We start from the raw sequence: 11,385 nt of genomic DNA, 5'->3' as shown, positions 1-11,385 counted from the left end.
AAACCGGAGCCGGCGCGCCTGCCCGGTCCCGTATCCTGACACCCTCGTCCCCTCCCGAAAGGCACTGCTGGTGGAAATCCGTATTGGAATGGTCAACACCCCTCGCGAGCTCAACTTCGAGTCGTCGATGTCCGTGACCGAGGTCGAGAAGACGGTGACCACCGCTCTCGAGGCGGGCACCGCCGTCCTGCGTCTGCGCGATGAGAAGGGCAAGATCTACATCGTCCCGACCGACACCATCGCCTTCGTCGAGGTCGGCTCCGAGGAGTCGCGCCGCGTCGGCTTCGTCGCCTAGCCCGCCGGCCGCGGACACGTCGTGGAGCTCCTCTTCATCACCCTGTTCGGGGGCCTGATCGGCCTCGGCGCCCGCTACGCACTGCCGAACCGCCACCTGCACGGCTCGGTCCTCGTCCCCGCGCTCGGCGGTCTCGTGGCCGCAGCGGTGTGGGTGGCACTCACGTGGGCGGGGCTGCCGTGGGACGGCGGCCTGATCTGGGTGATCACTCTGGTGGTCGCGGCGATCGCGGTCGTGCTGATCGACCTGTCTCTCGGCCGCTCGCGCGCCCGCCACGACGAGGCGTCGCTCCAGGCGATGCTGTCCGGCCGCGTCGCACCGTGATCGTGCCGGGTGAGGCGCGGGAGTCGTCGGCTCCCCCGCCTCACCCGGCTCCGGGCTCGGACGTCGCAGTCCTCATCCCCGCGCCACAGAGATGCCGCGACGGCCCGCCGAGGGCCGATTCCCGCGCCGCGGAGAGCGATACCGACAGGTCGGCAGGCGCGATCGAGAGCGATCACGACGAGGGATCCGCGACATCGCGCCACGGATCTCGCACCGCTCGCGTGCACGCGCTATGCCCGACAAGAATCGGATAAGCATCACTCATACGGGGGGTACACGATGCTCTATCGACTCGGACGAACCGTCACCACGACCCGGCGTGCTGTGCTCCGCGCAGCGTCGGTCGGACTCGCCGGCGCCACCGCCCAGACGGTGCTGGCGCCCGCCGCGGAGGGCGGAGAAGCGCAGCCCGGGGCCAACGCACCGGTGAGCCGGGCCGTGCCCGTCCGCTCCTCCGCTGCATCGTTGACGGGATCCCGGGTCCCGCAGTCCATCGCGCTCTACACACCGATCTGGTCCGACGCCGACGCCGTCTACGTCGCCGACTCGATCCCTGAGGGGCAGTGGTGGACGATCCAGAACCGCCACCCCCTCGCCCGCTCCGGCGTCTGGCGCTTCCCCAAGAACGGGGCCGCTGCGACATTCACCGAGCTCACGACCGGCAGCGGAGTGGAGTTCGACGGCACCAACCCCGGGCACCGCGGGGCCAGCGTCACGGTCACCGACTCCGGACGCGTGCTGGTGCAGCCGCCCCTCCACAAGCTGGTGTCCCGGGGAGGAACGGGTTGGCGCAACGCGCCGCTCTCGGTGGCTGCCTCCCGTGCGCCGCACGACCTCGCCTCCTTCTCCCCGGTCCCGGCGCCGTCGGGCGCGCGCACCGGAGTCTCGTACTCGCGCTTCTTCCGCGACCCGGCGAGCCGGATCACCTACCTGCTGATCCGCGGCTCCGACTACCAGGCCCTCCTCTTCACCTGGGACGACACCGCGGGCATGCTCCGCCCCCTCCACCGCGAGGACACCCGGTACGACGCGTCGCAGCCCGACGGCTACGGCGTCCGGGACGGGCTGAACCTCCATCCGCTGACGGGCCTGCGAACCGGAGCGTACGGGCACGAACTCGCCTTCCACCGTCCCGCAGGAGCGACGACGAGCACTCTGTGGTGCGCGGCGGAGTTCCGGGTCAACTCCGATCTCGATCAGTCCGGCTTCCCGCGCCGAGACATCGCCCTGGCGCGCAGCGACGACGGCGGCCGCACCTGGAAGGACCCGCGCACCGGAGTGACCGCGGCGCAGCTCTTCCGGCCCGCGATCCCGGCTGCGGCGAACTCCAACCTCCTCATCGTCTTCGACGGGCCGACCGCCACGACCGGCGTCTCTGATGACGCCCGCCATGACAGCGTCGGCGCCCGGATCGGAGTGGCCACCGGCGGAAATGTCGTGGTCGTCGCCGCCTGGGCGCGGCGCCCGGCCGACTCCCGCGACACCGGCGTCGCCCTCGGCACCCCCCTACCGACCGACTACCGTTCGCTCTGGGCCGCGGTGTGGGATCCGAGCACGAAGACGCTCGAACGCACCTGCCTGCACAACCCGGGATCCCGGCTCGCCGACGGCACCTGGATCTCGAACCACCACGTCGGGCTGCCCACGCTCGCCTACTCTCAGTCGGGAACGGTCGTGGTCGTCGCATCGACCCACGACGACCACGAGCACTGGCCGGGCCGGGAGAACTGGGGCCTGGTGTCCGAGGACGGCCAGCAGACCGCCTTCCCCTCTGATGCGCGGCTGCATGTCTACTCGAGCACCGACGGGCGGAACTGGACCGATTCCGCGGTCACCACCGCCTCCGGCTCCACCCTGGACACGTCCGGCACCTCGGGCGCCGCGATCGACCCCGAGTGCCTCGACCGCGACGGGCTGCTGCGGATCTACCCCGTGTTCCCGAACGACCCGTCGCGCGCCGACTTCTGGGAGCTGCCCGTTCCCGGCCGCTCGTTCACCACGGTGTCCAAGCGGCTCGACCGGCCCGCGGTCGTCGCCCGGCCCCTCGCCGGGGGCATCTCGGTCACGTGGAGCCCTCCTCCGTCGGACGCCGGCTCGACGATCTCGCAGTACGTCGTGCATTACAGCAACGGCACGAGCGCGAACAGCGCATCGCCCGCGTTGGCGGTCGTCGCGGGCACGTCGCGCGGCCTCGTCGACAGGAGCGCGCCGACGGGGAGCCCCCGCAGCTACGTCGTCTTCGCGCGGAACTCCGCGGGGATGTCGCTCGCCTCCAACACCGTCACCGCGACCCGCGGCGCGGTCACGGAGGTCCGGCCTCCGGACGTCCCGCCGGCCTACTGGTACCGCGCGAGCGATCTCGCGCTCGGTGAGGGAGATCGCATCGCCTCGGCCCCCGCCGCGCCGGGGGCGACGACGCGCACAGCCGCGGTCCAGTCCGTCGTCACCCGGCAACCGCGGTTCCTGGCCGACGGCCCGGGAGGCATGCCCGCGATGCGGTTCGACCGAGGCGACGCGAGCCAGCTGCTCCTCCCGGTCCCACTCCGGTTCGCGGGAGTCTCGACGGTCCTGATCGTCGCCCGGGTGCGCGACTACGACTGGTCGCAGCTGCTGGCGGCGACCGACGCGAGCGGAGTCGTGGTGCCTCGCGCTCCCTCCGCCCGGACGAGCTATGTCGGGCACGAGACGCGCTCGGCCGGCACTGCGGCGGACGGTACCCAGGGCTTGAGCGTCCCTGACACCAGGCTCGAGATCTCGCACAGGGTCGAGACGTCCGCCGGGATCGGGGCCTGGAAGGTCTACGTCTCCCAGTGGCGGGTCGATCCGTGGTCGAAGCTGCGGGTCAGTGGGCAGATCAACCGCTGCGGCGGATCGCAGATCGAGCTCCCGGCGACGGCCGGCGCGATCCTCACCGGGTCGGACGAGCCCGCAACGGCGCAGATGGCGATCGGCAGCGCCCGCTCGCGTACCGGCAGCGTGCTCACCAGTGCGGTCGACATCGCCGAGATCATGCGCTTCGACGGCGCGATGCCGCGCGAGCGGATCCAGGACACCGTCCTCTACCTGTTGGCCCGGCACCGCCTGCCGTCCACCAACGTCGTCGAGTCCGAGCTGCGCCGGCGCTGGGATCGGAGCACGCCGCCGGACTGCTTCGACGTCGTGCGCACCGAAGCGGCGATGTCCGCCGGATCCACAGCGGGAGCGCTCCAGCACGACTCCTGCACGCGCCTGCTCCCGACGGGCACCTACCGGCCGTCCTGATCCCTGGGCGCTGCTGGTCAGGCCGTCAGGCCGAGCGCGTCCATCCGCCGCGTGTGCGAGGCGATCAGCTCGGTGAACACCGGCTCGATGCGCGACTCGTCGGAGTCGTGGTTGCCCGACCCCATCAGTGCCGAGCGGGCGACGAGGAGGGTGTCGCCGACCAGGCGGCGGCCCCAGACCGCGAGCCGCGAGCCGAGGCGCTCGTCGGCCCCGATCTCGCGACGCAGGATCGCGACCACTCCCTCGACACCGGTGTCGGCCCCGAGGGTCTGCGCGATCCGCGGGCCGACATCGCTCGGCAGACCGCCCGTGAGGCGGATGAAGAAGTCGTCGAGCAGTCCGGCGGTGATGTAGGCCGAGAGCAGGGTCTCGTGCAGATCCGCACCGCGGGTGAGACGCTCGAAGGTGTCGATCGCCGGCCGGAACGGCGCCATCGCCTCGCCCGGCTCCACCTCTCGTCGGCGCAGCTCAGCGACCACCGCGTGGTGCTTGGCGAGCGCCGTTCCTGCGGCGGAGGAGATCGCCTCCTTGTCGGCGAGGTCCTCGGACTCGGCGACGGCGCGGGCCAGCGCCTCGAAGACCGCGAGCTGGAGATACGCCACCTGGCCGAGGTACGGCAGCACCTCGGGGGTGAGGTCGGCGAGGTCGACGCGGTCGCGCTTGAGCGAGGGCTCGCCGCGGGGCGTCAGGCGGGGGACGTCGAGCAGGGGACGTCGACGTCGGAACCAGGCAGCCATTTCTTCAGCATAGGGCGACGGGCGAGGCCGCCTCCCGGGCCGACGCGGGCGGGAGCAGTAGACTCGCCGGGACGTCACCGGCGCTGGATCGGTGACCCTGCGCCCGGAGTCGTAACAGGGGCGTAGACCGTTCGACACGACAGGCGCTTCACTCCCGTGACTTTCTCCGATCTGACCATCGACGACGACATCGTCGCCGCTCTCGCCGCCAAGGGCATCCTCGAGCCGTTCCCCATCCAGGAGCAGACCATCCCGCTGGCCCTGCAGAAGCAGGACATCATCGGCCAGGCGAAGACCGGCACCGGCAAGACCTTCGGCTTCGGCCTCCCCCTCATCCAGGCCCTCGGCACCGATCCGGAACCGGGCGTCAAGGCGCTCATCGTCGTCCCGACCCGCGAGCTCGCGGTCCAGGTGACCGAGGACATCGAGCTCGCCGCCTCGAACCGGCCGACCAAGATCGTCTCGATCTACGGCGGCAAGGCCTACGAGGGCCAGATCGAGCAGCTGAAGGCGGGGGCACAGATCGTCGTCGGCACGCCCGGCCGGCTTCTCGACCTCGCCGGCCAGCGCCTGCTCTCGCTCGCGAACGTGCAGGTGATGGTCCTCGACGAGGCCGACAAGATGCTCGACCTCGGCTTCCTCTCGGACATCGAGAAGCTGTTCGCGCAGACGCCCGCCACCCGACACACCATGCTCTTCTCGGCGACGATGCCGGGGGCGATCGTCGCCCTCGCGCGCCGGTTCATGAACAAGCCGATCCACATCCGCGCGACCGACCCCGACGAGGGCATCACGCAGGCCAACATCAAGCACATCGTCTACAGGGCGCACTCGCTCGACAAGGACGAGGTCATCGCTCGCATCCTGCAGTCGGAGGGTCGCGGCAAGACGGTCATCTTCACCCGCACCAAGCGCGCGGCCGCCCGCATCGTCGAGGAGCTGAACGACCGCGGCTTCAACGCGGCGGCCGTGCACGGCGACCTGAACCAGGAGCAGCGCGAGCGCGCGATGGCAGCGTTCAAGGCCGGCAAGAAGGACATCCTCATCGCGACCGACGTCGCAGCGCGCGGCATCGACGTCAACGACGTCACCCACGTCATCAACCACACCATCCCGGACGACGACCAGACCTACCTGCACCGCGTCGGCCGCACCGGGCGTGCGGGCAAGACGGGCATCGCCGTGACGTTCGTCGACTGGGAGGATCTGCACAAGTGGGCCCTGATCAACCGCGCCCTCGAGTTCGGCCAGCCGGATCCGGTCGAGACCTACTCCTCCTCACCGCACCTCTACACCGACCTCGACATCCCCGCGGGCACGAAGGGCCGACTGAAGCCGACTCCGATCCCCGCGGAGGCGAAGGCCGACGCCCGCCCCGAGCGCGGTGACCGCCAGCGCGAGCCTCGCCGCCGCACCCGTGGAGACTCCGCCGAGGCTGCGGCCCCGCAGACCGGGCCCGCGCCCTCGAGCGAGAGCAGGGAGCACCACGACGGCAACAGCGAGCCTCGCCGCCGCACCCGCTCGCGGCGCCGCGCCCCGCGCCCGGACACGCAGGTCTGAGCCGCCTCGCGGCTGCGACGTCAGCGGGCGGAGGAGCGGATGGCGTCCACTGTCGCGCGCGACGTCGTGTTCTCGCCGAGCCGGTTCGGCTTGCCCGTGCCGTGGTAGTCGCTCGAGCCGGTGGTGACGAGGGAGTAGCGGGCAGCCAGCTCGCGCAGACGGATCTTGCCGCCGGCGGTGTTCTCTCGGTGCTCGACCTCGAGCCCGAACAGGCCGGCCTCGACGAGCTGCGGGAGGATCGGCTCCACGGCGATCCCGCGCGTGCTGGCGGCGGGATGCGCGATCACCGGGACCCCGCCCGCGGCGCGTACGAGCCGCACCGCGTCGATGGGATCGGGCGCGTAGTGCGGCCGGTAGTAGCCGCCGCGCCAGTCGAGGATCCCCGCGAAGGCGGCGGAGCGGTCGGTCGCCAGCCCCCGCGCCACGAGAGCGTCGGCGATGTGCGGCCGGCCGATGGTCGTCCCCGGGCTGGTCTGCGCGAGCACGTCCGCCCAGGTGAGGTCGTAGTCGGCCGCGATGGCGGTCACGATCGCCTCCGCCCGGTGGGCGCGCGCCGAGCGGATCCGCGCGGTCTCGGCGAGGAGCCCCGGATCGTCCGGATCGACGAGGTAGGCGAGCACGTGCACGCTCATCCAACCGACGCGCGACGACAGCTCCATGCCGGGGAGCAGGTCGATGCCCGCATCGACGGCGGCAGCGAGCGCCTTCGTCCAGCCCCCCGTCGTGTCGTGGTCGGTGAGCGCCACTCCGGCGAGGCCCGCCTGGGCGGCGGCTCGCACGAGGACTTCGGGCGCCTCGGTGCCGTCGGAGACGACGGAGTGGGTGTGGAGGTCGTACGCGCCTCCGTCGACATGCATGCGCCCCATCGTAGACGCGCCGCCCGCATCCCCTCCGATGCCCTAGCCTGAGCCGGGATGGGGACGAGACTGGTGAAAGCCGCTGTGGCGGTCGTAGCGGCGATCGCGCTGCTGGTGGTGGCCGCTCCGGCCTTCTTCGGCGTCGCGAGGGAGGCGCCGTTCGCTCAGCTCGTGCCGTTCCGGCTGGCGACCGGGCTGGCCGCGGTCGGCGCCGCTGCCGTGCTGGTCGTGATCGCCGTCCTGGTCGCACCGATCCGCCGCCTCTCGCTCGCACTGGCGGCGCTGGGAGTCGTCTTCGCGCTGATCCTCACCGGCGTGCAGGGGGTGCGCGGCTACGAGTCCGCTCCTGCGCGCGCGCACCGGTTGGCCGATGTCCGTGTCGCGAGCTGGAACATCCTTCACGACGGCGTGCCCGCCGAGACGATCACCGCGCTCGCGCAGGAGAACGCCGTCGATGCCGTGGCGCTGCTCGAAGTGTCGACCTCCCGTGCGCAGGAGGTGGTGGACGCCCTCGCCGCCGCCGGCCGTCAGATGACGCTGCACTACGCGGGCCAGGGCGGTGACGACGGCACGGCGCTGCTGCTCTCGCCGTCGCTCGGCGGCTACAGCGTCGACACCGCGAGTCTCGTCACGGGCGTCACCCCCTCCCTCGTGGTGCGTCCGGACACGCCCGACCGACCAGTCCTCGCCGCCGTTCACACGATGGCCCCGGTCCCCGGGCGCCTCGCCGAGTGGCGGAACGACCTGACCGCCCTGTCCGGCCTCTGCGCCGCGGAGGAGGACGTGGTCGTGATGGGCGACCTCAACTCCACCGCCGACCACTGGGCCGGGCTGCCGGGCTCGGCGGCACTCGGCGGTTGCGAGGATGCGGCGGAGCGCGCGGGCGGCGCCGCCCTCGGCACGTGGCCGACCTCGGTCCCGCCGGCGCTCGGCGCTCCGATCGACCACGTGCTCTTCTCCGGCCGCTGGGACGTCTCGGGCTACCGCGTCGTCGACGACCGCGACGACGCGGGGAGCGATCACCGTCCGCTCATCGTCCAGCTCTCGGTGCGCGGCATGGTGAAGGACTCCTCCTGAGGGTCCTCCCCAGGCGCTGACCGACGGGCGACTCTCCGACGGGCACCGGTGCAGGCTGCGCGCGGCGACGGGAGGAGGACAATGGCGGGCATGACGAACACGGAGGAGCGGACCGCCGCTCAGACGCCCGATCCCGCCGCCGCTCCCCGCCCCCGCGCGACGGCGAACCGCTCGACCACCCCCGCGTCCGAGCGCTTCCGCGACTTCATCGCCTCCGGCTGGGCAGAGCGGGACGAGCCGCTGCCCGCCCCGCGGGAGCAGGCCTCCTTCGCCGCCGCTCGCCGCGAGCGCCTCTCGGCGCTGCACACCGGGGTCCGTCTCATCATCCCGGCGGGCCGGCTCAAGCAGCGCGCCAACGACACCGACTACCCGTTCCGAGCGCACTCTGCCTTCACCTGGCTGACCGGCTGGGGCTCGGACTCCGAGCCCGGCGCCGTCCTCGTGCTCGAGCCCGGCGAGGCGGGGCACAGCGCCGCGCTCTACTTCCGCGAGCGCGCGGGCCGCGACTCCGACGAGTTCTACGCGAACTCCGAGATCGGCGAATTCTGGATCGGCCCGCGCCCCTCCCTCGCCCAGGTGGCGAGCGACCTCGGCCTCGAGACGCGCGGCATCGACGAGCTCGACGCCGTCCTCGACGCGGACGACGGCGTACCGGTCGCCGTGCTGCGCGAGGCGGATCCGCTGGTCGCGGGTCGCCTGGCGGCCGGAGCCGACGTCCGGTCCGATCGCGACGCGACGCTCGAGCGCGACATCGCCGAGCTGCGCCTGGTGAAGGACGCCTACGAGATCGCCGAGCTGCGCGCCGCGGTCGCCGCGACCGGTCGCGGCTTCGAGGACGTCCTCGCCGAGCTCCCCCGCATCGTCGCGCACGAGCGCGGCGAGCGCCTGATCGAGGGAGTCTTCACCGGCCGGGCCCGCGCCGACGGCAACGCGGTCGGCTACGACACCATCGCCGCCGCCGGCCACCACGCCTGCATCCTGCACTGGACCCGCAACGACGGCCCGGTCCGACCCGGCCAGCTGGTGCTGCTCGACGCCGGCGTGGAACAGGAGAGCTATTACACCGCCGACATCACGCGCACCTTCCCCGTGGACGGCCGTTACACCGAGGCGCAGCGCCGCGTGCACGAGACGGTCCGGGAGGCGGCCGACACCGCCTTCGCGGTCGTGCGGCCCGGCATCCGCTTCCGCGAGGTGCATGCGGCGGCGATGGCCGTCATCGCTCGCCGCACCGCCGAGTGGGGCCTGCTGCCGGTCAGCGCCGAGGAGGCGCTCGAGGCCGACAATCAGCAGCATCGCCGCTACATGGTCCACGGCACCAGCCATCACCTCGGTCTCGACGTCCACGACTGCGCGAAGGCGCGGCGCGAGATGTACCTCGACGGTCTGATCGAGGAGGGCATGGTCTTCACGATCGAGCCCGGGCTCTACTTCCAGCCGGACGACCTCACCGTGCCGGAGGAGCTCCGCGGCATCGGTGTCCGGATCGAGGACGACGTCCTCGTCACGGCCGACGGTGTCGAGAACCTGTCGGCCGGCATCCCGCGGAGCGCCGACGAGATCGAGGCGTGGATGGCCCGTCTGGCGCGCTGACCCCCGACGGCCCCTGGAAGGGCGCTGCTCCGGTCAGGCCGCGACAGGCGACGCGAACTCGCCGCGGGAGGCGGCGAGCGCGAGCCCATCGAGCAGGGTCGCGAGCTGTCCGGCCGGCGCACCCGGGTCCTCCGGGTGCCACTGCACTCCGACGATCGGCGCCGAGGCGTGCTCGGCCGCCTCGACCACGCCGTCCTCGGCCTGCGCGACAACCCGCAGACCAGGGGCGAGCGCGTCGACCGCCTGATGGTGCGCGCTCTGCACGTCGAGCTCCCGGGCTCCGTAGAGCCCGCCGAGAATCGAGTCGGCCGCGAACTCGACCCGGTGGCGGTGCATGCGCCGGTGCGCGGGTGCCGCGGCGTTGACATGCGACGCGTCCGGGCCGAGATCCTGCACCAGCGTCCCACCGAGGGCGACGTTGACGATCTGCAGCCCGCGGCAGATGCCCAGGAGCGGCGTGCGCTGAGCCAGCGCCCGCCGAACGAGCGCGATCTGCGCGGCGTCGGCCCGCTCGGCGTGCGGTCCCTCGGCCGGGTACCCCCGCCGCGCACCGTAGCGCTCGGGGGCGATGTCCTCGCCACCGGCCAGGACCAGGGCCTGGGTACCCGCGGTCCGCTCGAGCAGCTCCTCAGTGCCGAGCTCTTCGGCCGGGAAGCGCTCCGCGTCCCAGCCCCGCTCGCGGGCGAGGGTCAGGATGCGGCCGTTCAGGACCTGCACGTAGGCGTGGTACTCCTCGCGGCCGGGACGCGCGCGGGCGACCTCGACGATGGCGAGTGAGCGGCTCATGACTCCATCGTGCGCATCGGGGCCCACGCGGTCGAGCCGACGTGTCATCCGGTGTCACACTCCGGCCGTACGATCGCCAGGTGATTCTGCCGCCCGCGTCCCACCCGGAACGGCTGCACCGTGTCCGGGCCGAGGTGTCGGCCCTCGCCGGCAGCACACCCGAGCGCCAGGTCAGGCCCCTGCGCGAGGCGGTGGAACTGGTGGCGGCGGGCGACGCCTCCGACGCGGACGCCCTGCTCGACGCCGTCGAAGCGTTCGCCCTGCTGCTCACCCGGGCTGAGGCACAGCTCAGCGGGCTCGAGCGCTCGGTCCGGGACGACCTCGAGCGGGCCGCGAGTCTCGCCAGCCTGCGCACCGCCTCGCAGCTCGCCTCCGCCGCCGATGCAGCCACCGCCGGCGCCGCGGCGCGTTCCCTCCTCCTCGATGCCGACGAGGCCCGCGCTGCGGGCGCCCGTCACGACCCCGCCGCGATCCTCGTGCTGCTCCTCGACGCCGACGCGGCACTCGACACCGTGGTCGCCGGCTACCGCGGGCCTCGGGCGCAGGCCGAGCGACAGCTCCTCCTCTTCGAGGCGGCGCGCACCGTCGCTCTGCTGGGCGCCGATGCGGTGCACCTTCTGGGCGCCGTGCACGGCGAGCGGGTGACCGACGCGCCCCGCATCCTCGCGGAGGAGACGCGCGCGCAGCTCTCCGGAGCAGCGCGCCGCGCCGCGGGGGATCCCCTCGGCGCACTGGAACTCGCGCGGGCGGCCGCCGAGCGCGCGCGCACGGCTCTCGACGAGGCTCTCGTCGACCTCGACGGCGTGCCTCCCGCGCGCGGCCCGAGCCCCATCCCGGGGAGCTCGCCCGCCGCCTGAGCACCGAGGCGTCCCTCGCTGGCGCCCGTGCCATAGTG

General features: G+C 72.8%; 10 protein-coding genes. 7 read left to right on the top strand and 3 right to left on the bottom strand.

The window, feature by feature from the left end; translation table 11 throughout:
- Positions 1–88: 88 nt before the first annotated feature.
- From GSU10_RS04790 to GSU10_RS04780, 3 genes are all read left to right on the top strand, one after another.
- Positions 89–295, top strand: a complete 207-nt coding sequence (locus GSU10_RS04790; protein WP_202129475.1) for a DUF3107 domain-containing protein — start codon at positions 89–91, stop codon at positions 293–295.
- 21 nt (positions 296–316) lie between these two features.
- The gene (locus GSU10_RS04785) at positions 317–619 is read left to right on the top strand and encodes a hypothetical protein (protein ID WP_068212462.1); all 303 of its coding nucleotides are present in this window, start codon (positions 317–319) and stop codon (positions 617–619) included.
- 279 nt (positions 620–898) lie between these two features.
- Positions 899–3,880, top strand: a complete 2,982-nt coding sequence (locus GSU10_RS04780) for a sialidase family protein (RefSeq protein WP_132504542.1) — start codon at positions 899–901, stop codon at positions 3,878–3,880.
- Between the two features lie 17 nt (positions 3,881–3,897).
- Here the strand turns inward: GSU10_RS04780 and GSU10_RS04775 are convergent, their stop codons facing one another.
- On the bottom strand, positions 3,898–4,617 hold the full coding sequence (locus GSU10_RS04775) for a ferritin-like fold-containing protein (protein WP_068212458.1): 720 nt from the start codon (positions 4,615–4,617) through the stop codon (positions 3,898–3,900).
- Between the two features lie 156 nt (positions 4,618–4,773).
- Between GSU10_RS04775 and GSU10_RS04770 the strand changes: the two genes are divergently transcribed.
- Positions 4,774–6,177 (top strand): DEAD/DEAH box helicase, encoded by a 1,404-nt coding sequence (locus GSU10_RS04770; protein WP_068212457.1) that lies wholly within the window; start codon positions 4,774–4,776, stop codon positions 6,175–6,177.
- Positions 6,178–6,197: 20 nt separating this feature from the next.
- On the opposite strand, the gene GSU10_RS04765 is transcribed toward GSU10_RS04770, so the two are convergent.
- Complete coding sequence (locus tag GSU10_RS04765) at positions 6,198–7,034, bottom strand: PHP domain-containing protein (protein ID WP_082845244.1); 837 nt, start codon at positions 7,032–7,034, stop codon at positions 6,198–6,200.
- 57 nt (positions 7,035–7,091) lie between these two features.
- On the opposite strand from GSU10_RS04765, the gene GSU10_RS04760 reads away from it, so the two are divergent.
- Together GSU10_RS04760 and GSU10_RS04755 are read left to right on the top strand one after the other, a co-directional pair.
- On the top strand, positions 7,092–8,111 hold the full coding sequence (locus tag GSU10_RS04760; RefSeq protein ID WP_132504540.1) for an endonuclease/exonuclease/phosphatase family protein: 1,020 nt from the start codon (positions 7,092–7,094) through the stop codon (positions 8,109–8,111).
- 90 nt (positions 8,112–8,201) lie between these two features.
- Positions 8,202–9,704 (top strand): aminopeptidase P family protein, encoded by a 1,503-nt coding sequence (locus GSU10_RS04755; RefSeq protein ID WP_068213442.1) that lies wholly within the window; start codon positions 8,202–8,204, stop codon positions 9,702–9,704.
- Between the two features lie 33 nt (positions 9,705–9,737).
- Here GSU10_RS04755 and GSU10_RS04750 read toward each other — a convergent pair whose 3' ends face one another.
- Positions 9,738–10,490: a gamma-glutamyl-gamma-aminobutyrate hydrolase family protein gene (locus tag GSU10_RS04750; protein ID WP_068213436.1), complete on the bottom strand. Its 753-nt coding sequence runs from the start codon at positions 10,488–10,490 to the stop codon at positions 9,738–9,740.
- An 80-nt stretch (positions 10,491–10,570) separates the two neighbouring features.
- Between GSU10_RS04750 and GSU10_RS04745 the strand changes: the two genes are divergently transcribed.
- On the top strand, positions 10,571–11,347 hold the full coding sequence (locus tag GSU10_RS04745; protein ID WP_132504536.1) for a hypothetical protein: 777 nt from the start codon (positions 10,571–10,573) through the stop codon (positions 11,345–11,347).
- Positions 11,348–11,385 lie beyond the last annotated feature (38 nt).

The organism is Rathayibacter tanaceti (genome assembly GCF_009834165.1).
GTDB classification, from domain to species: domain Bacteria; phylum Actinomycetota; class Actinomycetes; order Actinomycetales; family Microbacteriaceae; genus Rathayibacter; species Rathayibacter tanaceti.
This window is presented reverse-complemented; position numbering and strand designations above follow the sequence as displayed.

What these genes read in the sequence shown, in the direction of transcription:
- GSU10_RS04775 (WP_068212458.1), bottom strand. Translation starts at nt 4,617, where the DNA reads ATGGCTGCCTGGTTCCGACGTCGACGTCCCCTGCTCGACGTCCCCCGC.
- GSU10_RS04760 (WP_132504540.1), top strand. Translation starts at nt 7,092, where the DNA reads ATGGGGACGAGACTGGTGAAAGCCGCTGTGGCGGTCGTAGCGGCGATC.
- GSU10_RS04755 (WP_068213442.1), top strand. Translation starts at nt 8,202, where the DNA reads ATGACGAACACGGAGGAGCGGACCGCCGCTCAGACGCCCGATCCCGCC.
- GSU10_RS04790 (WP_202129475.1), top strand. Translation starts at nt 89, where the DNA reads ATGGTCAACACCCCTCGCGAGCTCAACTTCGAGTCGTCGATGTCCGTG.
- GSU10_RS04750 (WP_068213436.1), bottom strand. Translation starts at nt 10,490, where the DNA reads ATGAGCCGCTCACTCGCCATCGTCGAGGTCGCCCGCGCGCGTCCCGGC.
- GSU10_RS04780 (WP_132504542.1), top strand. Translation starts at nt 899, where the DNA reads ATGCTCTATCGACTCGGACGAACCGTCACCACGACCCGGCGTGCTGTG.
- GSU10_RS04765 (WP_082845244.1), bottom strand. Translation starts at nt 7,034, where the DNA reads ATGCATGTCGACGGAGGCGCGTACGACCTCCACACCCACTCCGTCGTC.